The organism is Prevotella dentasini JCM 15908 (genome assembly GCF_000614065.1).
Taxonomy (GTDB): domain Bacteria; phylum Bacteroidota; class Bacteroidia; order Bacteroidales; family Bacteroidaceae; genus Prevotella; species Prevotella dentasini.
In genome coordinates, this window is record NZ_BAKG01000004.1 from 100,645 (window position 1) to 124,020 (window position 23,376).

Consider the following 23,376-nt stretch of genomic DNA (forward strand, 5'->3'; position numbering starts at 1 on the left):
AAGGTTTAGCTGTCTATTTTTTGTTTATTTCTGCTACCCACGACTGCTTGAAGTCCTCGTGCTGCCTTAATGTACGAAGGCTGTCGTATGCTTCCTTGGAAGTGGCGAACTTGCCATAAAGCATTTTCACCACTCCTTGGCTCTTGTGTATATGCGCAGAAGACAATCCTTTTTCGTTCAATTGCTTGAGGTATATCTGCGCATTGGCTTCGGTAATGTGGCTGGCCAATACAATGGCCCAGTATGGAGCATTGTTTTTTTGCCTGACAGGCTTCTCCATAAATGCCTGTGATGCAACGCTCGGTGTATCGCTGGAGTCGAAGAGATTGTAGAATATTCCACTTTTTACCGGCAGGGAGGGCAGTCCGGTTCTGTGATTTGAGGAGAAAGCTATCAGTAATACCGTCGTCAAGAGTACGGCAGCTACTATCCCTTCTCGTAAGGCTTTTATGCTGATGGATAACCTCTTGTCGCCCAGTTGGTTTCTTTCAATGCTGACGATGCGTGCTCCCATGGTGCCTGAAGTAGATGAAGTGGTATCGGTTGGCATGAAGCCAGTTTCTTCAGCCTGTGTTTCAATACCTGCCTCAAAGCTATTCAGACCATAGTATTCAGGTGTAAGAATCCCACTTTCGTATGGTTCAAATTCCAGATTCCCCTCCTTGTTGATGACAAGTTTTCCAAGGTCGTTCAGTTCCAACATGCCGACCTCGCTGAGTTGGTGACGGATAGCCTTTACCTCATCCTCTATTTGGTTGATGGCTTCGGGATAGCTGATGTCGTAGGTTTCAATATACGACTGTACCAGCAGAGAGTCGTTCATGGTCAGAAGAGGGTTGAAGCCCAAAGTGCGATAAGGAGGAAGATACAGGTTGTCTTCCTCGGCAAAGCGCGCATTGACATGGTAGGCGACAAAGCCCCCAAGCCCCGGAACAATAACACAGTCATTGTTCAGCAACAATATCTCTATATGCCGGTCGATTTTTATCACGTTTGCAAAATTACCACTTTTCTTCGATATTTCCAAAGGCATAATCTAAAAAAAGGAACGTGCAGTAAAAAAGTAGTACATTCCTTATCCCAGTTCAGAATAAATGCTTATCTTTGCGAATAATATTAAATTCTAAGACAAATGGAATACAAGAAGACAGAGATTGACGGTGTGTGGATTTTGGAGCCAAAAGTCTTTTATGACGAGCGGGGCTATTTCTTTGAATCATGGCGGCAGGCTGACTTTGACGAGCATATCGGCCATCATGTTGAATTTATTCAGGACAATGAGTCAAAGTCCTGTTTTGGCGTCTTGCGCGGACTTCATTATCAGAAGGGAGAGTTCTCGCAGGCGAAGCTGGTTCGTGTCATCAAGGGAAAAGTGCTTGACGTGGCTGTAGACCTCCGCAAGAAGTCTCCGACATTTGGCAAATACGTCATGGTGGAATTGTCTGATGAAAACAAGCGTCAGTTCTTTATCCCACGCGGGTTTGCACACGGCTTCCTTGTATTGTCAGAAGAGGCTGTATTTACATATAAGGTAGATAATGTTTATGCTCCCCAAAGCGAGGCAAGCCTCCGTTGGGACGACGAGACCGTAGGCGTGGAATGGCCGATAGACGCAAGCCGTGTGTTGCTTTCAGAGAAAGACCTGAACAAGGCTGTAGCTCTGAAGGATGCCGAGGTGTTTGAATAGAAAGGCGTTGATAACGGGGCTGCCCTGAAGCAGTCCCTCTCTTAAATCTGATGAACATGAAGAAGTTCCCTTTTTTGATGTTGTTTCTTTCTGTGATGGTAGTGTCGTGTGGACTGAAAGAAACAAAGGAAACCATTGCTCACGAGGACAAGCAGGCAAAGGAGATGATGCAGGGCCTGTGGGTCTCTGAAGGCGATGGTGGGGCTGCCATGTTGGTCAGGGGGGATAGTATCTTTTATCCTGATTCCGCCAGTATGCCGGCAAGGTTTTGGATTTACAGGGACACTCTTTTTTTACAGGGGCAAAACGTCAATGGCTACAAGATATTGAAGCAGGCACCTCATCTGCTGATGTTCGACAATCAGAATGGCGACGAGGTGAAACTTGTGAAGAGCAATAGCCGTGTACTGATGAAGTCGTTCGACTATCACGTCTATGCCATGAATGTTTTCCGGACGGAACAGTCCGACACTACCGTTTTCACTGATTTGGGATATTACGATTGCATGGTGTCGACCCGTACCACTTCGGGCAGGGTCGTCAAGTCTACCTATAACGACAACGGCATGGAGGTTGACAACATGTATCTTGACAATGTTGCCACCTTGACCATTACCAATCACGGGACTCTTGTCTTCCGGCATGACTTCAAGAAAGAAGAGTTTCAGGCTTTGGTTGCACGTGATATGATGCAGCGTGCAATTCTCCGGCGTTTTTACTTCGACCATGCCGACAGGAAGGCCTTTTATTTCAATGCGGTCATAGGTGTGCCGGATGCTTCTACTGGCTATGTGCTGGAGGTTCGTGTTACCCCGGATGGAAAGATTACAAAGCGACTGAAATAAATGTTTTTTGTGTACACGGAACTGGAAAGCGACTGGTGTAGGCTTTCCGATGTCCCTTTGTCTTTTCCTGAAAGCTGCTTTGGTTTTGTTGGAATAGCCTTGTTGGCAGCTTTCTGCTGAATTATAGGTGCTGAGAATTTAGTACTCTTGCTTTTCCTTTTTTTTGAGATGCTTTGCCGGTTAGTTTTCTGTGGTAGGCTGAAGCTGTCGTTCTCGTTTAGCGAAAGTGCTGCTTTCATGTATTCATAGTGGCTTTTTCGCATGGTGAAAGTGCCGTTTTGGCAATACGAAAGATGCAATATGGGATGCTCGCTTGTAAAATTCTGATTATCAATAGTATAGGTGTCTTCATCGTTCGTTGCCTTTTACGGGATGTTTCTGTTGTGTTGTAGATTGTTTCTTTTGCTTCATGAAATAGTTTGTCCGTGTTGTGAAGCGGTTCTGTTTGGCGGTAATTTCCCCTTTTTTGTGATAAGTTATTGCGAAGATACTAAAAGTTTGGTGTTTTCGCTATTTATTTATATCTTTGCACGATAGTAGAAAAAACGACATAGAAAAATAGAATTATGGCAAAGAAATTCGCCGAACATAGTGGCCTTAATTTGGTCGAAGTCAGCAAAGAGGTGCTGTCTGAGTGGGAGAAAAACGATATTTTCCACAAGAGCATTGATGTAAGGGAGGGAGAACCGGAGTTTATCTTCTTTGAAGGCCCTCCTTCGGCAAATGGCCATCCGGGTATTCACCACGTTTTGGCACGTTCTATCAAGGATACATTCAACCGATATAAGACCATGCAGGGATTCCAAGTGCACCGCAAGGCCGGTTGGGATACCCATGGACTGCCTGTGGAATTGGGAGTAGAGAAAGAACTGGGCATTACCAAAAAAGATATAGACAACAAGCAGTCGGATAAATATATCTCTACGGAGGAGTACAACCACCGCTGCCGTGAGAATGTGATGAAGTTCACGGCAGAATGGAGGCAGGTAACCGAGGAAATGGGCTACTTTGTCGATATGGACAATCCCTATATTACATACGACAACAAGTATATAGAGACGCTTTGGTGGTTGCTGAAGCAGTTGTACAATAAAGGACTCCTATATAAGGGTTATACCATTCAGCCTTATTCTCCGGCGGCAGGCACGGGACTTTCGAGCCATGAGCTGAATCAGCCGGGCTGCTACCGCGACGTAAAGGATACGACCGTTACGGCGCAGTTTGCTATTCCCGAAAACAGCTGGACGACATTCTTGGCAGAGACTGGTGTCAAGGCCAATGGATGGGGCAGGCCGGCTCTTGTAGCTTGGACTACAACCCCTTGGACGCTGCCTTCCAATGTGGCACTTTGCGTAGGACCGAAGATAGACTATGTAGTCGTTGAAACCTATAATCCGTATAATGCGGAGAAAATGACGCTTGTCATGGCGGAGAGCAGGGTTGCTGCCTATCTGAAGCCGGAAGGCGAGATTACCGATGGTGGAGACTTGCCCGGCTATCAGCATGGCGACAAGTACGTACCTTACCGTATCGTCGGCAAGGTGAAGGGAACCGAGTTGGAAGGACTTCACTATTGTCAGCTGATGCCTTGGGTAAGGCCCGTTGAGAAGATGGGCGACGTAGCACCGAGGTTTGTCAACGACTATGCCGCAGCCCATCCGGAGAAGGTCTTTCAAAGCGAGGACGGCCGCGATTCGTTCGTGGAAATGGAGAGTGAGGCTTTCCGTGTCATTTTGGGCGACTATGTTACGACTGAGGATGGTACGGGCATCGTGCACATAGCACCAACGTTTGGTGCCGACGATGCCAAGGTGGCAAAGGATGCCAACATCCCTGCCCTGTATCTGATTTCCAAGAGGGGCGAGACTCGCCCGATGGTAGACTTGCAGGGCAAGTATTATCTGACGGATGAACTGGATGCCAATTTTGTTAAGCATTGTGTAAACGAGGCAGCCTACGGACGCCATGCAGGTGACTATGTGAAGAATGCCTACGACCCGAAATATAATCCTGACGGTGTGTGGGACAAAAAGGCATCGGAGAAGTCGGAAGATCTGAATATCGCTATCTGTATGGAAATGAAGCAGGAAGGGTCGGCTTTCCTTATTCAGAAGCACGTTCATAACTATCCACATTGCTGGCGTACCGACAAGCCTGTACTTTATTATCCACTTGACAGTTGGTTTATCAGGGACACTGCCAAAAAGCAGCGCATGGTCGAACTGAACAAGACCATACGCTGGCAGCCCGAGTCTACTGGTACTGGCCGCTTTGGCAACTGGCTGGAGAATCTGAATGACTGGAACTTAAGCCGCTCGCGCTTTTGGGGAACCCCGTTGCCCATTTGGCGGGACGAGAACCGCAACGAGAAGTGCATCGGTTCGGTAGAAGAACTCTACAACGAAATAGAGAAAGCGGTAGCGGCAGGCGTAATGGCTGCCAATCCGCTGAAAGAGCGTGGCTTTGTTGTCGGAGACTATAGTCGGGAGAATTATGAGAGGATAGACCTTCATCGTCCGTATGTTGATGATATAGTGCTTGTGAACGAGGAGGGTAAGCCGATGCACCGTGAAGCCGACCTGATAGATGTTTGGTTTGACAGTGGCTCCATGCCTTACGCGCAGCTGCACTATCCGTTTGAGGGCGAGATGAACCGCGAGGCCTTGGCCGCCACCGGAAAGAGTGAGGCTGAGTATCGTGACGAGTTGATTCACTCTGCTTATACGGGCACTCCCGTCGCTCCGGCTTTCTATCCGGCAGACTTTATCAATGAGGGTGTCGACCAGACCCGTGGTTGGTTCTTTACCCTTCACGCCATTGCTACGATGGTGTTCGACTCCGTTGCCTTCAAGAATGTTATCTCGACGGGTCTGGTACTTGACGCAAAGGGCAACAAGATGAGCAAGCATGTCGGCAACGTAACTAATCCTTTCGATATGCTGCATCAGTATGGAGCAGACCCGGTCCGCTTCTATATGATGACGAACAGCGAGCCTTGGGATAATCTGAAATTCGACCCGGAGGAGGTTGACGAATGTCGTCGCAAGTTCTTCGGTACATTATATAATACGTACAGCTTCTTTGCACTCTATGCGAATGTGGACAACTATGACCCGGAAGCCTGTCAGTTGTCTTCCGAGGCTCCTGAGATAGACCGTTGGATAGTCTCCAAGCTGAACACGCTTGTAAAGAACGTTACCAAGGAGCTGGACGGCTACGACCCGACGCGTGCCGGACGCATGATAGACGCCTTTGTCAACGACGACTTAAGCAACTGGTATGTACGGCTGAACCGCAAGCGTTTCTGGGGAAAGGAGATGAGTGCCGACAAGAAGAGCGCATACGATACGCTCTATACCTGTCTGATGACGGTTGCCAAACTCATTGCTCCGTTTGCTCCGTTCTATGCCGACCGGCTCTACCATGACTTGGGCGGACAACTGGAGAGTGTGCATCTTGACCGTTGGCCAATAGCTGCTGCAAATGCCATTGACCCTGATTTGGAAGAACGTATGGGCATGGCTCAGAAGATAACTTCCATGGTGCTTGCATTGCGTCGTAAGGTCAATATCAAGGTTCGCCAGCCTTTGGCACAGATAATGATTCCAGCGGTGGATGCAGAACAGCGTAGGCACATTGAGGCCGTGGCAGATCTGATTCGTAACGAAGTGAATGTAAAGGAACTTAACTTTGTTGAAAGTCAGGGTGTTTTGGTTAAGAAAGTAAAGTGTAACTTCCGTGTAATGGGAAAGAAATACGGCAAGCTGATGAAGGATGTTGCTGCAAGATGAACGGTCTTTCTCAGGAGGAAATAGCATTGCTTGAGACTTCCGGGAAGATTGCCTTCGAGGTGGCAGGGCAGCCCATAACGGTTGATGCTGCGGACGTGGAGATTATTTCGGAAGATATTCCCGGATGGCTGGTCAGCAACGAGGGTAATCTCACCGTGGCTTTGGAAGTTGAGCTTACCGATAGTCTTCGTCAGGAGGGCATGGCCCGGGAGCTTGTCAACCGAATACAAAATCTCAGGAAAGAGAGCGGACTGGAAATAACGGACCGCATTGTCGTTACCGTTGCACCCAACAGGGAGACCGATGCTGCCATCAGTTCTTTTGGCGAGCTGATTAAGACACAAGTATTGGCCAACGACATCCTTGTCGCAGACAATAACGGCACGGAGACAGAGTTCGATGAATTTAAGCTGAACATCAATATCCAAAAGGCATAGCTCGTGTGTCCACTGACAGGCAATAATCAAGTGCTCTGCACCCCACTCGTGGGGTAGGTCGATACCCCACGAGTGCCCTGTTGAGATACCCCACTCGTGGGGTACGAAAAGGGTCTACGGACACATGGTTTTGTTAGGGCGAAGAGATTGTGCTGCATAGTAACTCACAAAATTATAAACCTAATTATCATTACCTTATGGAACCTAAAAAACGTTACAATGATGAAGAGCTGGAAGAGTTCCGCTGCATCATAAATGAGAAGTTAAAGGTAGCCAAGGCAGACTATGAAGAGACGATGAAGGTACTTATGAATAAGAATACCAACGACATCGACGATACGTCGCCAACCTACAAGGCCCTTGAGGAGGGAAGCTCTAATCAGACCAAGGAGGAGCTGGTGCAGATGGCGCAACGTCAGCAGAAGTTCATTCAAGGACTGCAGGCAGCACTCGTCCGTATAGACAACAAGACGTATGGCATAGACCGCATTACGGGTGAGTTGATACCGAAGGAACGTCTCCGCGTAGTGCCGCATGCCACTCTGAGTGTTGCCTCGAAGGAGGCCAACAAGAATCATTAAGGCTTCCGAAGAGCCACTACTTTAGTATGTTTCATTTCTCTGCTTGCCGGCAAGCATTGAGGAGAAATCTGAAAAATGGATGAATAGGAAAAAGAAAAGTATGATTGCCTGTTTGATTATTATCCTGCTGATAGTGATTGATCAGGCAATTAAAGTTGCCGTCAAGCTCAACATGAGCCTCGGAGAGTCCATACATGTCTTCGATTGGTTTCAGATTGAGTTCATTGAGAATAACGGGATGGCATGGGGAATGGAGATAGGCAGCAAGTTGCTCCTGAGTCTGTTCCGCATCGTTGCCGTCTGTGCGCTTATCTGGTATATCGGGAAGAAAATCAGGGATGGTGCGAAAATGGGTTTTATTGTCGTCCTTTCCATGATTTGTGCCGGAGCAGCAGGCAATATTTTCGATTCTCTTGTCTATGGGCAGATTTTCACGGCATCGCAGCCCTATTATATGGGTGCAGGTCCGGCGCATCTTGTCTCATGGGGAGAGGGTTATGCGCCTGTTCTGATGGGACGCGTGGTAGACATGTTCTATTTTCCCCTCGTCCGTGGTACTTTCCCCGACTGGTTCCCGATATGGTCGGGTGAGCCGTTTGTGTTCTTTTCCCCAGTGTTCAATTTTGCCGATTCCTGTATATCAGTGGGAGTCTTTGCCCTTTTTCTTTTCTATAGAAAGGATTTGAACTTAGAAGATGCTGCTGCCTTGAGACAGGATGAAGTTAATGCGGAAGACCATGCAAAGGGATAGAATCTGTGTGTTTCTGCTTTTCGCCATGCTCGTGACGATAGTCGTAGGATGCAAGCCGACGGTTTCCTCGGATTATATACAGCCGGGCGATATGGAGGATATTCTGTACGACTATCATGTTGCCGTTGCCATGGGAAGTCAGCAGGCTGCGGATGATGTCGTGCGGAAGGCATACCGCCTGTCGGTTCTGAAGAAGCATGGTGTTTCCCAGCAAGAGTTTGATGCTTCTCTTCAGTACTATATGCAGCATACCGAGTACTTGCATGACATTTACGAACATTTGGCCGAGCGTTTGGAAAGCGAGGCGCGCGCGCAGGGAGCTTCTGAAAGCGAACTCAGTCAGTTGGGGGGAATGACGGCCAAGGGCGATACGGCCGATGTCTGGAATGGTGCCCGTGCCTTGGTGATGTCTCCCTTTGCTCCAAATAACTGCGAGTCGTTTACCATTCAGGCAGATACGGCATATCATTCTGGCGACAGATTGATGCTTGGCTTTGATTCCCAGTTTATCACACAGCAGGGAATACGCGATGCCATTGTCGTGATGTCTGTTAAATTCACCAATGACAGCATTGCCACAATAAGCCAGCATTTTTCTTCTGACTCCCATCAGACGATGATGTTCATGAACACCGACAGCATGACAATCAAGTCCATACGTGGCTATTTCATGCTCTTGGGCAATCAGGGGACGTCAGCCAGCTTTAGGCTCTTGACGGTGTCAAACATCCATCTCGTGAGGATGCACGTCCGGTCTGTAGACAATGAGGAAAACGGCAAGGACTTGCCAACTAGTCCAATACGGACTATTGGCGGTTCGCCTGCAAGTCCTGCACCTCAGATGCCGCCTCCAACCTCAGGTGAGCAGCTTCGTACGCCTGTACAGGCTATGAAAGAACGGAATATTCCCTTAAAGTCATTGCAATGAGAAAGGTTGCAGCGCACCGTGTAATTGCCAGCGATAGGAATATCGAAATGGGAATTGTTGAACTGGAAGGGGGAGTAGTTGTCGGCTATTATCCCTTTACTGCCGAGCAAGCTATGACAGAGTGGCTGGGCGGTACCATAGAGATAAGGATGGTGAGGGGCAGGCAGCTTGCCTTTCACGAAGGAATACAATTAATATAAATATTCAGTAAACATTATGCTTTCAATAGACCAATTAGAAGAAAGGTTGATAGACCTCGCCTTTGCAGAAGACATCGGTGATGGCGACCATACTACCCTGTGTTGTATTCCCGAAACGGCTATGGGTAAGAGCCGTCTGCTCGTTAAGGAAGAGGGAGTCCTTGCGGGCGTAGAACTGGCACGCAAGGTATTTGCCCGTTTTGATCCAGCCATGAAGATGGAGGTCTTTATCGGGGATGGAGAACAGGTGAAGCCGGGCGATATAGCCTTCATTGTTTCTGGAAAGATTCAGTCTCTGCTCCAGACAGAACGTCTGATGTTGAATATTATGCAGAGAATGAGTGGTATAGCAACGATGACTGCAAAGTACGTGAAGCTCTTGGAAGGTACGCATACTCGCATTTTGGACACTCGCAAGACAACTCCCGGGCTGCGTATGCTGGAGAAGCAGGCTGTCAGGATAGGGGGAGGAACGAATCACCGCATCGGTCTTTTCGATATGATTCTGTTGAAAGACAATCATGTTGATTTTGCCGGTGGAATAGCAAATGCCATCAATCGTTGCCACGACTATCTTGAACGGAAGGGGCTTAACCTGAAAATAGAGATAGAGGTGCGCAATTTCGATGAACTGCAGCAGGTGCTTGACTGTGGCGGTGTCAACCGTATCATGCTTGACAACTTCTCCGTGCCCGATACAAGGAAAGCTGTAGAGATGGTCGGGGGCAAGTACGAGACGGAGTCTTCCGGAGGAATTACCATTGATACCATTCGCAGCTATGCCGAACAGGGGGTAGACTTTATCAGCGTTGGTGCTCTGACCCATTCGGTCAAGGGGTTGGATATGAGCTTCAAGGCCTGTGATTAAATTTTTGCCATGTACTTCGTATTAGGACTTTTGTTGTCAGTATTGTCGTTCGGTTCGCCCGTGCATATTCCCGTGCAGTTGGCTGGGAACTTTGGCGAACCGCGTCCCCATCATTTTCATGGTGGGATAGACGTTAAGACCGACCGCGAAGTCAATCTCGGCATTTATTCTATTGCAGACGGCTATGTCTCCCGTGCAGTCGTTGAGAAATATGGGTATGGGCAGGCTATTGTAGTTACCCATCCTAATGGTTATTCGAGCTACTATGTGCATATCAACCGTTTTGCGCCACAGGTAGAGGCGGCTATCCGTCGTTGGCAGTATCGGCATCGTCAGTTTGCAGCCGATATAGCTTTCCGGCCGGGAGAGATTCCTGTCGTGAAAGGACAGCTGATAGCACTGAGTGGAAACAGGGGAGCATCTCAGGGGCCTCATCTTCATCTGGAGGTTCATGAGACGCGAAGCAACAAGATGATGGACCCGCTGATGTTCCTGCATCCGTTTGTCAAGGACAAGACACCGCCTGCTGTCTATGCTTTCAAGACTTATCCACAGCCGGGAGAAGGAGTCTTTCAACATTCGCCTGATTCCCGTATCTTTACGTTTGACAAGGGACATTTTCAGGCATGGGGAAAAGTTGGCTTTGGGGTGCGTGCCTACGACCACATGGATTCGGTTTACAACAACTACGGTGTGCGTTTCATCCGGTTGTATTGCGATGGCAAGCTCGTCTTTTCCAGCGATGCCAATGGTATTCCCGTCGAAAGTAACCGAATGGTAAACTCTTGGGGAGACTACAATCATTATCTGAATGGGCGTCTTTGGTTCTTGAAGTCTTTCCTTGAGCCGGGAAATAGTCTTCCCATTCTGAAGACGGGGAAGGACAGGGGGATTGTAAATTTCAATCAGAAGAGGGATTATCACCTGCGCTATGTGGTGAGCGATGCCTTTGGAAACCAGACGGTCAAGTCGTTTGTAGTCCGGGGTGAGCCTGAGGCAATTCCAAAAGTATCTCCCGTGCAAGGCCCGCTGGTATTGCGATGGAACCGTCATAATCAGATAGAGTGGGAGGGAGTGCGCCTTGATATTCCGGGGCAACTGCTTCCGCATGACTATCAGATGCAACCAAAGCGTATATTGACAGGAGGTGCTAAGTCTGTGGGATACAGCTTTAGCCGTCGTTCGTTTCCTCTTTTCGCCTATGGCAGGGTGAGCATTAATATAGGAAAGGTGGCGAATCCGGGTAAGTTCTACGTTGCCAGCAGGATTTCCCCGAATGACGGGGGATCTGCGCGCTATTGCGGAGGTGAATATAGTAATGGCTGGCTGACGGGAAAGATGCGTGAGCTTTGCGAGACATACTATGCCTGTTACGACAACGAAGCCCCTGTCATCTCGAAAATCAATCTTGACCCGAGGCATCTCTTTCTCAGGATAAAAGATGAGGGGAGCGGCATCAAGGGGTATGAAGCATATATAGACAACCAGTTTGTTCTCTTTGAGCAGGGAAAGAATAAGGACATCGTCTTCTGCGATTTAGGCAGGACACCCGTTATTCCGCGCAAGGCCATTCGCATGCTCCGTGTCGTTGCAACGGATAACAGGGATAACCGGCGTGTCTTTACAGCCCAGATAAAATATTGAAGTATTAACTTAAACCAAGCATATTTAATGAAAAAACTCTTTTTAACAGCAATGCTGGCGTCAGCCTTTATGGCGGCTTCGGCTTGTACCAATCTCATTGCCACGAAGGGAGCACGAAGGACGGTTCCATTCTTGTAACTTACGATGCCGACGACTATGGCATGTTTACCGGGCTTTGCCATTATGCGGCCGGACGGCATGACAAGTCTGCACGCCGCGAAATTATCGATTACGATACACACGCCAGTCATGGCTTTATCCCGGAGGCCCCGGTTACCTATAATGTCATCGGAAATATCAATGAATATCAGGTAAGCATCGGCGAGACTACATACGGCGGACGCGACGAAATGGTCGATGCTACAGGTATCATAGACTATGGTTCGCTGATGTATCTTGGACTTCAGCGTGCCAAAACGGCCCGCGAAGCCATCAAGGTGATGACGACGCTTGCCGAAACGTATGGCTACAACTCGGGAGGCGAAACCTTTACCATTGCCGACAAGAACGAAGTCTGGCTCATGGAGATGCAGGGATGCGGCGGCGACAAGAAGCAGAAAGTGGTATGGGTTGCGGTAAGGATTCCTGACGGGATGATTACCGGTCATGCCAATCAGAGCCGTATCGGGCAGTTCTCGGCATACGGCACGGAGGTGATTGCTTCCAAGAATTGTATCAGCTTTGCACGTTCCAAGGGATGGTTCACCGGAAAGGACAAAGACTTCAACTGGAAGAACGCCTATGCCAAGCCCGATTTCACGGGACGCCGCTGGTGCGATGCCCGCGTGTGGAGCTATTTCAATCATTTCAAGGATATGACCCCGTGGCTGCCATGGGCACTCGGGCGCGATGCCAATGCCGAGGACATGCCGCTCTGGATTGAGCCGAACAAGAAACTCGACGTAGCTATGATGGCAGAATGTATGCGCGACCATTACGAGGGCACCCCGCTGAGCCTTGACAACGACCCCGGTCAGGGAGGCTGGGACATGCCTTACCGCCCGACGCCATTGCAGTATGAGGTAGACGGCAAGCAGTATTTCAACGAGCGGCCCATCTCTACCCAGCAGACCGGCTTCACCTATATCTGCCAGCTCCGCTCATGGATGGCCGACGAGGTAGGCGGCATCATCTGGTTCGGCAACGACGACGCCAACATGATAGCTATCTGCCTATTTATTGTGGCAGCACCGTTCAGCCAGAGTGCTTCAACACTCCGGGTGCGGATGCCGTAACTTATTCAGACAAAAACGCCTTCTGGGTTTGCAACTGGGTAAGCAACATGGTCTATCCCCGTTACTCGCAATTGTTCCCGGCCCTGAAGTCGGTTCGCGACGAGCTGGAGAACAGCTATTTCTCCAACCAGAAGGCTGTGGAGGAGAAGGCCCTTGCCCTCTATGCTACTGACAAGCTGCTGCGGTGAAGTATCTGAACGACTACTCCATCCGTCTGGGCGACGAGATGATGACCCGCTGGCATCAGCTGGCGACCTATCTCATTGTGAAGTTCAACGACATGACGGTGAAGCCGGAGAAGGACGGCAAGTTCCTCCGTACCGAAACGGGTCTGGGTGCCCGCGTAGAGCGTTCGGGATACAGTCCGTCTGCCCGTCGCGTAATAGTAAAGCAGACAGGCGACAAGTATCTGATGCCGGCTGCAGAGCACTAAGGCGATTCGGCAACAAACAAGAACGGGATGAAGCTATTCAGCTTTCATCCCGTTTTGTTTTGTTGCCCAAATTGGTTTTGGAAGCCTGAGGGTCAGATGGAAACCGCCCTTAAAAAGACAGGTTCACGCGCTTTTGCAGGACAGTTCCGATGCCCAAGTTCTACAACGGAAATATCCCGTTTCCCACAGATATTTGATAGTTTGATGTGCAGGCTATTATGCTTTCGTGAAAAAACGCTATTGTTATTATGAAGACATAACCATCTTTCCTGTGAAAAGTACCAAGGTTTTTGTGAAAAATATAATTACGTTTTCTATAGAAAGTCCGTTGCTTTTTATAAAAAGGTATATACATTTTACAAAAACTATAATTATAAATTTGAAATCTATAATTATGTTTTCACTAAAATGTAATTACATTCTTCCAAGAAAATCCGTTGCTTTTTATGAAAAGGTATATATGTTTTACAAAAACTATAATTATAAATTTGAAATCTATAATTATAATTTCACTAAAATATAATTATAGTTTTCCTAGAAAGTCCGTTGCCTTTTATGAAAAGGTATATACGTTTTACAAAAACTATAATTATAAATTTGAAATCTATAATTATAATTTCACTAAAATGTAATTATAGTTTTCCAAGAAAGTCCGTTGCTTTTTATGAAAAGGTATATACGTTTTATAGAAACTATAATTATAAATTTGAAATCTATAATTATGATTTTACTAAAATATAATTATGTTCTTCCGAGAAAGTCCGTTGCTTTTTATGGAAAGGTATATATGTTTTGCAAAAGCTATAATTATGATTTCATTAAAATGTAATTATGGTTTTCCAAGAAAGTTCGTTGCTTTTTATGAAAAGGTATATATGTTTTACAAAATCTATAATTATAAATCTGAAATCTATAATTATGATTTTACTAAAATGTAATTATGATTTTCCAAGAAAGTCCGTTGCTTTTTAAGAAAAGCTATATCAGACTCGTCTTCATGCAGGGTCGGTTTCCGTGCCAGTCCGATACTTAAAACAAATACGCAAGGGTAATCCTATACGTAACCCACGTTGCAACAGTTTAGGCCAATATGCCCCCTAAAAAACATGAGTCAGGCATTATGCCAGACTCATGTTATATGAATGTAAACAATTTGCTGCCCTGTTCCGGAAGTCCCCTCCGAGGAGGGATGCCCTTCCGCCGGGCGGCACCGCCTATTCCCCGATGGCTGCTACACCCGGCAGCACCTTGCCCTCGATGGCTTCGAGCATCGCGCCACCGCCCGTAGACACGTAAGATACCTTGTCGGCAAGACCGAACTTGTTGATGGCCGCAACAGAGTCGCCGCCGCCTATGAGAGAGTAGGCACCGTTCTCCTGAGTAGCCTGAGCCACGGTTTTGGCAATCTCGCCGGTGCCGTGTGCAAAGTTCTCCAGCTCGAATACGCCTACAGGCCCATTCCATAGTATGGTCTTAGAGTCGAGGATAATCTTCTTCCAGTTCTCAATGCTCTCTTCGGAAGAGTCCATGCCTTCCCATTCGTCGGGAATCTGATTGATGGGGAAGACCCTGCGTTCTGTATCGTTAGAAAATTCCTTGCCGCAGACGGTTGAAACTGAGAGCGACAGGTTGACGCCCTTTTCCTTGGCGGCTGCCATTACCTTCAGGGCTTCCGGCATCAGGTCGTCTTCGTGGAGCGACTTGCCTATCTTGCCTCCTTGAGCCTTGATGAAAGTGTAGCCCATACCGCCTCCGATGATAAGATTGTCTACCTTGTCGAGCAGGTTTTGGATGACACCGAGCTTGGAACTGACCTTCGAGCCGCCGATGATGGCCGTGAAAGGATGCTGTGCGTTCTTCAGTACGTTGTCAATGGCTGTAACTTCTTTCTCCATCAGGAAGCCGAGCATCTTGTGGCCGGCATCGAAGCTGTCGGCGATGACGGCGGTCGAAGCGTGCTTGCGGTGGGCTGTGCCGAAAGCGTCGTTTACATAGACATCAGCGTAGGAGGCGAGCTTCTTGGCGAAGTCTTTCTGACGGCTCTTCATCTCGGCCTTGGCGGCGTCGAACTCTGGAGTGCCTTTCTCAACCCCTACGGGCTTGCCTTCCTCTTCAGGATAGTAGCGGAGGTTCTCGAGCAATAATGCCTCCCCTGCCTTCAGAGCGGCAACTTCTGCTTCGGCGTTGCCGGCATCCTTTGCGAATTTTACTTCAACACCGAGCGCGTCGCTGACGTTCTTTACTATTTGGCTGAGAGAGAGTTCCGGCTTCACCTTGCCTTTCGGCTTGCCCATGTGGCTCATCATAATGAGTGCGCCACCGTCTGCAAGCACCTTCTTCAGAGTAGGCAGCGCACCACGGATACGGGTGTCATCGGTAACATGGCCATTTTCGTCCAATGGCACATTGAAGTCTACACGGACGATAGCCTTCTGTCCGGCAAAGTTGAATTCGTTAATCTTCATCTTTAATTAATTATTTAATAGTTTTCTTATTGCAAAAATACGACTTTTTAGCGGATTGGGGAAATGATATTCTATGTTTTTTGTAATTTTGCAGAAAATACGTTTGCAATGAAAGATTCAGTAATTATAGTCAGCGGTGGCCTCGATTCCGTCACGCTGCTTTACGACAAGGCCGACACCATCGCCTTGGCCGTCTCGTTCGATTACGGCCAGAACCATGGTACACAGGAACTGCCCCTTGCCGGGTACCATTGCCGGAAGCTCGGTATTCCTCATGTCATTATCCCGCTTTCGTTCATGCACCAATACTTCAAGAGTTCCTTGCTCAATGGCTCTGATGCCATCCCTGAGGGACATTACGAGGAGGAGAACATGAAGTCGACGGTTGTCCCCTTCCGCAACGGCATCATGCTGGCCATTGCGGTGGGAATTGCAGAAAGCCATGAACTGCACCGTGTCTATATAGCCAATCATGGGGGCGACCATACCATCTACCCGGATTGCCGTCCCGGATTCATCAGTGCCATGGATGCCGCCGCCGGGGCAGGTACGTTCATAGGCGTAAGGATAGAGGCTCCCTATACGAATATATCCAAGGCAGACATCGTCCGGCTGGGTACAGCTCTTGGAATAGATTACTCCAAGACGTGGAGTTGCTACAAAGGAGATGCCCTCCATTGCGGAAAGTGTGGAACATGTGTAGAGCGCAGGGAAGCGTTCGGGCAGGCAGGGGTGGAAGACCCGACGCAATACAGCATTTAGCCGTTTGGGGCAGAATCCCCCGCTGTTCTTGTCTCACGGCTGGAGCCATGCTGTTGAAGATGAAAATAAGACAATGCAGGCTCAGTGAATTGATAATAGCGAATGTATCGGCATCCTATTTTCATAGCTTGAGCCGGTAATGGCCTGAATCATGGAATGGGGCGTCGTCGGCAGGCTTTAGCTTTGAGCATCATATATTTTTATGATATATCCTTCTTTATGCCTGATAATAATGAGATGAGAGTTATCCCGTAAGTTTTCATACATATACAAAACAAAGGAGACATATCATATGACATGTCTCCTTTATTTATTGTATCAGGAATTAATTCTTAAAGAAATCCTTTACTTCCTCATTTGGAACCATTCGTTCGTCAAAGATATAAGCACCAGTCTTGGGGCTTTTTACCATTTTGATAACCTTTGTATATGCGCGACCATCCGTAGAACCTTCATGGAGGGTAGCGACCGCTTTCTTTGCCATAGTTTATCTGTTTTACTAATCAACTGATGTTGTAAGTGCAGTTTTACTTAATCTCCTTATGAAGCGTCAACTTCTTCAGAATAGGATTATACTTCATGAGCTCAAGACGCTCAGGAGTATTCTTGCGATTCTTGGTGGTAATGTAGCGGCTCGTGCCGGGCATACCACTATTCTTCATCTCGGTACATTCCAAGATGACCTGAACTCTGTTTCCTTTAGCTTTCTTTGCCATGATATATTAGTCTCCTATAACTTTAATGTCTTTCCAGTCTACATAACCTTTAGAAACGGCCTGCTTCAGAGCGGCATCAAGTCCGACCTTATTAATTAAGCGAAGACCAGCTGCGCTAATCTTCAATTGTATCCAGCAACCTTCTTCTACATAGTAGAACTTCTTGCTGAAAAGGTTTACGTCAAAGCTGCGCTTAGTGCGATGCTTTGAGTGAGACACATTACAACCTATTTGTGCCTTCTTTCCTGTGATTTGACAAATCTTAGACATTTCTATCTTTCGTTTTGTGATTCGTTAATTGATACCTATTCCAAACAGGATGCAAAATTACAAAAAAACTTATAATAGGCCAAGCTATCGGAGAGAGAATTTTGGAAATTAATGTTTTTTACGAATTAATTACTCTTTTGGCAATTTTTCATTCAGGAAGTCCAGCATCAACCGCATTGCTTTATTGGTGGCGATGGCAAGATTTATGTCTCTGCCAAAGTCTTCGGTCAGCTTGAAGGTACGTATCTCATCCTTGTCCCCGTAGCCTATCCAAATGGTGCCAACGGGGGTCTCTGGTGTTCCGCCACCGGGTCCGGCTACCCCTGTGGCAGAAATGGCGAAATCAACACCCATGGTTTTGATTGTTCCCATGGCCATTGCCTTGGCCACTTCTTCGCTCACTACTGTAAATTCTTCGATTGTATCGTGCGGTACACCCAGCACACGCTCTTTTACTTCGCTTGTATAGGCAACGATTCCTCCTTAAAGTAGTCGGATGCCCCCGGAATTGCAATGATGGCCTCGCTGATGCGTCCACCTGTGCAGCTTTCAGCCGTGCCGATAGTCAGCCCTGAGGCATATAGAATATTGCCTATCTGACGAGAAATAATTTTACTTTCAAACTCCATTATGTATGTTATTTTTTACTTGAACGTAACTTTGCTAAAGGCAGGAATGTCAATTGATGCGAAATTGTGGTCCTTATACTTGAACATACCGACGATGGCTATCATTGCGGCATTGTCAGTTGTATAGCTGAATTTGGGAATATAGATAGTCCAGCCATACTTGGCAGCGTGTTCCTTAAAGGCATTGCGCAGTCCATTATTGGCAGAAACCCCACCTGCAACGGCAACATGCTTTATGCCAGTGTTCTTGACTGCCTTGCGGAGTTTCTTCATAAGAATATCCACTATCGTAAATTCAAGACTGGCGGCAATATCCTCCTTGTGCCTGTCAATGAAGTCTGGTTCATCCTGAGTCCATTTGCGCATGTTGTAAAGAAAGGAGGTTTTCAGGCCGGAAAAGGAATAATCATATCCGGGTACATTCGGTTCGGCAAACTTATAGGCGTGTGGATTGCCCTGACGTGCCAGTCTGTCTATAACAGGGCCTCCGGGATAGCCTAACCCCATCACCTTGGAGCATTTGTCAATGGCTTCTCCTGCTGCATCGTCTATTGTCTGTCCGAGGACTTCCATGTCGTTGTAAGCATTTACCTTGACTATCTGCGAATTGCCACCTGACACCAACAGGCAGATGAAAGGGAAAGGAGGCTGGGAGTCATCGTCGTCGCTTTCTTTTATGAAATGCGCCATTACGTGTCCTTGAAGATGGTTGACGTCTATCATGGGAATCCCCAAAGACCGTGCGAAACCTTTTGCAAAACTGACTCCCACCAATAGGCTGCCCATCAGTCCCGGCCCCCGGGTAAAGGCAATGGCAGACAATTGTTCCTTTGCTATTCCTGCCCGCTTAATGGCCTGGTCTACAACGGGAACTACATTTTGCTGATGGGCGCGTGAGGCAAGCTCTGGAACTACTCCGCCATACGCCTTATGGACTTCCTGCGAAGCCGTAACATTGCTGAGAATAACCCCGTTGCGCAGTACGGCTGCACTGGTGTCGTCGCAGCTGCTTTCTATGCCTAATATGTAAATATCCTGATTCTCCATATAGAAATGTCCTAATGCGTGAGGATTTCTACACCATGTTCGGTCATGACGAAAGTATGTTCCCATTGTGCCGACGGCTTTTCGTCGCCTGTAATGACTTCCCATCCGTATGGGTCATCGGCATCCAAGAATACTTTCCATGTCCCCATGTTTATCATAGGCTCAATGGTGAACACCATGCCGGGCACCAACAGCATCCCCGTCCCCCTGTGTCCGAAATGCACAACGTCGGGCTCTTCATGGAAATCAAGCCCCACGCCATGTCCGCACAGGTCGCGGACAACGCCATATCCGAATTTCTCGGCATGCTTTTGGACGGCATGTCCTATGTCTCCTACGAACGAATAGGGCTTGGCAGCCTCTGCTCCGATTTCCAGACACTCCTTGGCAACACGTACCAACTGCTCTTTCTCGGGAGTTGTCTTTCCTATAATAAACATTCTGCTGGCATCTGCGTAATAGCCGTCTACTATTACTGTCATGTCTACATTGATAATGTCGCCTTCCTGCAAAACATCTTCCGCCTTGGGTATTCCGTGGCAAACCACCTCGTTGATACTTGTGCAAACGCTCTTGGGATAGCTTCATAGTTAAGACAGGCAGGAATGGCGTTGTGTTTCTTGCAGTATTCCATGCAGATGTCGTCTATTTCCTGTGTGTTCATACCCACATGGATGGCCTCGGCAACTGCGTCAAGGCAGCCCGTGTTGACAATGCCGCTGCGGCGTATACCTTCTATTTGTTCTGGGGTCTTTATAAGATTACGCGTCGGAACGATTTTACCTTTCTTTTCCATCGCCATAATCTTCAAATCCATTTCCGTTGGCTCTTGCCCGATAGGCAATGCCATCTTCTCTTTTTCAAGTTCATCCTTTATCCGTTACTGTTTTATCTGTAAAAGCATTGCCCGTGAAGGCTCTACCGACAGGTATGTCTGCTGCTTTGGGCAGTCTTTTCCTCTGCAAAAGTACTATAATATTAATACAATGCAAAATAATTAACGCTAATTTAGTGTACATTCTGGCGATAAGCCATAGGCTTGTTGCCGGGAAATATTCTGTAGGTCTTTCCCTGTTGCCTCACCGGGCGAAGCCGTTGTCTTTTCCCACCAACCGTAAGTCCTGTTATCCCGACTTTCAGATGAGGCGTTTGCCTAATACCGCTTGATGGCACGATCCATTTCCCTACGGTCTTCCTTTTCTTTCAGCGTCTGCCTCTTGTCGTATTCTTTCTTGCCTCGCGCAAGGGCAATGTCTACCTTGGCCCGTCCGTTGGCATCAATGAATACCAATGTGGGAACAATTGTATAGCCGGTGTCTTGGCCTCCTCCTCCAGTTTATGAATTTCTCTTCGTGTGAGCAGCAGCTTTCTCAACCGCTTGGCTTCGTGGTTGGCATACGAACCATAAAAATAGGGTGATATGTTCATTCCCTGAAGCCACATCTCTCCTTTGTTGATAAAGCAGAAAGTGTCTACCAAAGATGCTTTCCCTGCCCTTATTGATTTGATTTCCGTCCCCGTCAGAACGATTCCGGCAGTAAAGGTGTCGATAAAGTAATACTCGAACGAAGCCTTCTTGTTTCGTATTTGTACAGGAGACTTGCGTCTTATTTCTTGTTCTTCCTTATTCATTCTTCTATCGTTGCAAAGTCGGTTATATGGTCATCTATGTATGCCGCTATCATGTTAGTCCATTGTTCTTCGTTTACAATAAAGTCATCATCGTATTGGTCGAACTCCGGCATCTGTTCATACAGGGCCATAAACTCTTCATCCGTCATGTCTTGCTCTATGGATTCGTGATATCTCTCATAGTACTTCTTGGCATGTCGGATATGCGTGTAAAGTGTTTCAAGCCCCCAGTTACGCACGGCGACGGCAAAAGGATTCTTAAAGATAAATGCGCCAAAGCGTTGTGAATAAGCTGCACGTATCCTCCATCCATCATTTCGTCGTGCAGGTAATGCCATGCCAGCAGCGTTATTTGGTCGGTATTAAGCTGCTGCATGTTTTCCGCGTTCAGCTGACCACCGATGGTCTCTTCTATTGCGTTGACGAATGTCTGCACGAAGGTGTCCATTTCCTTAGAAGCCTCCCTGAGCACGCTGTCTTTAATCTTTACTTCTAACATTATGTTATTATTTTATTTTTGAAAGAGTGTCTGCAAGCCGTAACGTCAGTGCAGCCGAAACACATTTAGATTGCAAAGATAGGATTTTTATTGATAATAAACAAAGGCATATTGAAAAACATTATCCCGCCAAACGGCAAAATAATTGTTTTCCGGGCAGACCTTATAGTTTTGCCCATGCTAAGCGTCTTCTTCGAGATAACGGCTATACGTGTTTGTGGCAAATACTGACACAAAAATAGTTGCAGGCTGCAAGTGTCGCCTTGGCTGTGTCATTTAGTCTGCTGACGGCTTTGCGGCTTGTATGCGTCAGAAGGAGTCTCTTTGAATAGATGATGCAGTTTTTTAACCCAACACCCGCACGCCCACGTGTTGGTTTCGTAATGTTACAAGAAAAATATTAACAGGGTAGAGGATTTAATCAGCTTAATTAAATAGTTGAATATAATGTGGTAATTATTTGATAATCAAATATTTTGTAGTTTGTAATTTGATATTAGGATAATCATTGTGCGAAAGTGCCTGAACCGCGGTGTCAAAGTGCCGTTTTCACACAATGGGAACGGCACTTTGATGAGACCATCTCGCCCTTTCCATCTGCCAGCCTTGAGTTTTTCTTGACATAAAATGAAAATGTCAGCAACACAAAAGCATCTCTGCCGTCTTCAGTTCTTAAGTTTGTTCTTGTCCGACTGTTCACAGCGGCCCGGCCATAGAGTAGGAGAGAGGCTATTGATAGTTTGTTAAAAAAAAGTTAGATATTTGTGCATAAACCAAGAAAACGTTATCTTTGCATTTGTAGAAGTCAATAACTATTAATTAAAAGAATCTTGAGAAATCTATATATCGCAATCATATTGTCTGTTTTCCCAGTTTTGTCATACGCCCAGAAGATTGAGACAGGCTCGTATATCACCAAGGACGGGGGGCAATACTATGGTGAGCTTTTCCGGGGCAAGCCATACGGAAAAGGCAAGACCATATACAAGAATGGAGATACCTACGAAGGAGAGTATGAAAAGGGAAAGCGGCAGGGAACGGGAACATACACCTTTGCTGACGGCGAAAAATATACGGGGCAATGGTTTCAGGACCAGCAACACGGTCAAGGGATATATATATTCAAGAACGGTAACAGATACGACGGTCTGTGGTATAAGGACTATCAGCAGGGACATGGCAGGATGTATTACTACAATGGCGACATCTATGACGGTACTTGGGTGAATGACCAGCGGGTTGGGCTGGGAAAATATATCTTTTCAAACGGAGCCTTCTACGATGGTATGTGGAAAGGCGACAAGAAGAATGGACACGGCCGCTTTGACTGGGGCGACGGCTCCTCCTTTACCGGCGACTGGGTGAACAATGTCAAAGAGGGCAAGGGCATCTACATTTATTCTGATGGCGACGAATACAACGGCGACTGGAAGAACGACCTGCAAAACGGGAAAGGTGTCTATAAGTTCAAGGACGGAGACTGCTACGAAGGAGAATACCTTGACGGAGAACGGACAGGGCAGGGAATCTTCTCTTATAAGAACGGCGACAAGTATACGGGGCATTTCCTGAAAGGGCAGAAATCCGGATTCGGTACAATGACGTGGCACAATGGCGATATATATGTAGGAAACTGGGAACGCGACCTGCAGAATGGTCAGGGAAAGCTGACGAAGAAGAACAAGGATGTAATTGAGGGACAATTCCGCGACGGTAAGGTAGAGGGACTTGTCATCATACATTTTGGCGATGGCAGCCGTTTCAAGGGAACTTATCATAACGGCAAGCGAAATGGAGATGCTGTCGAAGAAGACGCCAGCGGAAAACGTTTTGAGGGTTCTTACAAGAACGATGTGCGCGATGGAAAATTCATAGAGCGCGACAGTAATGGCAATATCACTGCGCGCGGCTTCTACGAAAATGGGAATAGGCATACGAATTAAGCGAATACGAATT

At 47.3% G+C, this 23,376-nt stretch carries 16 protein-coding genes and 6 pseudogenes; 12 read left to right on the forward strand and 10 right to left on the reverse strand.

Going from position 1 to position 23,376, the window contains the following annotated elements:
• Positions 1-13: 13 nt before the first annotated feature.
• Entirely contained in the window at positions 14-991 is a 978-nt protein-coding gene (locus tag JCM15908_RS03195) for an HU domain-containing protein (protein WP_234396361.1), read from the reverse strand.
• Positions 992-1,132: 141 nt separating this feature from the next.
• Between JCM15908_RS03195 and rfbC the strand changes: the two genes are divergently transcribed.
• From rfbC to JCM15908_RS11985, 10 genes and pseudogenes are all read left to right on the forward strand, one after another.
• Positions 1,133-1,687: a dTDP-4-dehydrorhamnose 3,5-epimerase gene (rfbC, locus tag JCM15908_RS03200; RefSeq protein WP_025002244.1), complete on the forward strand. Its 555-nt coding sequence runs from the start codon at positions 1,133-1,135 to the stop codon at positions 1,685-1,687.
• 56 nt (positions 1,688-1,743) lie between these two features.
• Positions 1,744-2,532: a DUF4738 domain-containing protein gene (locus JCM15908_RS03205; RefSeq protein WP_025002245.1), complete on the forward strand. Its 789-nt coding sequence runs from the start codon at positions 1,744-1,746 to the stop codon at positions 2,530-2,532.
• 566 nt (positions 2,533-3,098) lie between these two features.
• Positions 3,099-6,760: pseudogene (gene ileS, locus JCM15908_RS11980) on the forward strand (isoleucine--tRNA ligase).
• A 197-nt stretch (positions 6,761-6,957) separates the two neighbouring features.
• Positions 6,958-7,341, forward strand: coding sequence for a TraR/DksA family transcriptional regulator (locus tag JCM15908_RS03215; protein WP_025002246.1), 384 nt, complete (start codon positions 6,958-6,960; stop codon positions 7,339-7,341).
• Positions 7,342-7,420: 79 nt separating this feature from the next.
• Positions 7,421-8,092, forward strand: a complete 672-nt coding sequence (locus JCM15908_RS03220; RefSeq protein ID WP_025002247.1) for a lipoprotein signal peptidase — start codon at positions 7,421-7,423, stop codon at positions 8,090-8,092.
• Positions 8,079-9,020, forward strand: a complete 942-nt coding sequence (locus JCM15908_RS03225) for a DUF4296 domain-containing protein (protein WP_036892697.1) — start codon at positions 8,079-8,081, stop codon at positions 9,018-9,020. Before JCM15908_RS03220 ends, JCM15908_RS03225 begins: the two co-directional genes overlap by 14 nt.
• 47 nt (positions 9,021-9,067) lie before the next feature.
• Positions 9,068-9,220, forward strand: a complete 153-nt coding sequence (locus JCM15908_RS03230; protein WP_234396362.1) for a hypothetical protein — start codon at positions 9,068-9,070, stop codon at positions 9,218-9,220.
• 16 nt (positions 9,221-9,236) lie between these two features.
• Entirely contained in the window at positions 9,237-10,088 is an 852-nt protein-coding gene (gene nadC, locus JCM15908_RS03235) for a carboxylating nicotinate-nucleotide diphosphorylase (protein ID WP_025002250.1), read from the forward strand.
• A 9-nt stretch (positions 10,089-10,097) separates the two neighbouring features.
• Positions 10,098-11,732, forward strand: a complete 1,635-nt coding sequence (locus JCM15908_RS03240; RefSeq protein ID WP_025002251.1) for a M23 family metallopeptidase — start codon at positions 10,098-10,100, stop codon at positions 11,730-11,732.
• 27 nt (positions 11,733-11,759) lie between these two features.
• Positions 11,760-13,400: pseudogene (locus tag JCM15908_RS11985) on the forward strand (dipeptidase).
• A gap of 1,214 nt (positions 13,401-14,614) precedes the next feature.
• Here the strand turns inward: JCM15908_RS11985 and JCM15908_RS03260 are convergent.
• Complete coding sequence (locus JCM15908_RS03260; RefSeq protein ID WP_025002253.1) at positions 14,615-15,865, reverse strand: phosphoglycerate kinase; 1,251 nt, start codon at positions 15,863-15,865, stop codon at positions 14,615-14,617.
• A 108-nt stretch (positions 15,866-15,973) separates the two neighbouring features.
• Here JCM15908_RS03260 and queC point away from each other — a divergent pair, with 108 nt between their 5' ends.
• A complete protein-coding gene (queC, locus tag JCM15908_RS03265; RefSeq protein ID WP_025002254.1) occupies positions 15,974-16,627 on the forward strand; it encodes a 7-cyano-7-deazaguanine synthase QueC in 654 nt (217 codons plus the stop codon).
• Positions 16,628-16,952: 325 nt separating this feature from the next.
• Here queC and JCM15908_RS14315 read toward each other — a convergent pair whose 3' ends face one another.
• The 8 genes and pseudogenes from JCM15908_RS14315 to JCM15908_RS12005 form a co-directional block, all read right to left on the reverse strand.
• Positions 16,953-17,111: a DUF4295 domain-containing protein gene (locus JCM15908_RS14315; RefSeq protein WP_084607812.1), complete on the reverse strand. Its 159-nt coding sequence runs from the start codon at positions 17,109-17,111 to the stop codon at positions 16,953-16,955.
• A 43-nt stretch (positions 17,112-17,154) separates the two neighbouring features.
• On the reverse strand, positions 17,155-17,343 hold the full coding sequence (gene rpmG / locus JCM15908_RS03275) for a 50S ribosomal protein L33 (RefSeq protein WP_025002255.1): 189 nt from the start codon (positions 17,341-17,343) through the stop codon (positions 17,155-17,157).
• Between the two features lie 6 nt (positions 17,344-17,349).
• Entirely contained in the window at positions 17,350-17,613 is a 264-nt protein-coding gene (gene rpmB, locus JCM15908_RS03280) for a 50S ribosomal protein L28 (RefSeq protein WP_025002256.1), read from the reverse strand.
• Positions 17,614-17,742: 129 nt separating this feature from the next.
• Positions 17,743-18,242 (reverse strand): annotated as a pseudogene (locus JCM15908_RS11990) (CinA family protein).
• Positions 18,243-18,257: 15 nt separating this feature from the next.
• Positions 18,258-19,289 carry a tRNA (adenosine(37)-N6)-threonylcarbamoyltransferase complex transferase subunit TsaD gene (gene tsaD, locus JCM15908_RS03290; RefSeq protein ID WP_025002257.1) on the reverse strand — a complete coding sequence of 344 codons (1,032 nt, stop codon included), beginning with the start codon at positions 19,287-19,289 and terminating at the stop codon, positions 18,258-18,260.
• Between the two features lie 11 nt (positions 19,290-19,300).
• A pseudogene (gene map, locus JCM15908_RS11995) lies at positions 19,301-20,159 on the reverse strand (type I methionyl aminopeptidase).
• A 283-nt stretch (positions 20,160-20,442) separates the two neighbouring features.
• Positions 20,443-20,921: pseudogene (gene smpB, locus JCM15908_RS12000) on the reverse strand (SsrA-binding protein SmpB).
• Positions 20,918-21,420, reverse strand: a pseudogene (locus tag JCM15908_RS12005) (DMP19 family protein). Before JCM15908_RS12005 ends, smpB begins: the two co-directional pseudogenes overlap by 4 nt.
• 830 nt (positions 21,421-22,250) lie before the next feature.
• Here JCM15908_RS12005 and JCM15908_RS03315 point away from each other — a divergent pair.
• Positions 22,251-23,363, forward strand: coding sequence for an MORN repeat-containing protein (locus tag JCM15908_RS03315; protein WP_025002258.1), 1,113 nt, complete (start codon positions 22,251-22,253; stop codon positions 23,361-23,363).
• Positions 23,364-23,376: the final 13 nt, after the last annotated feature.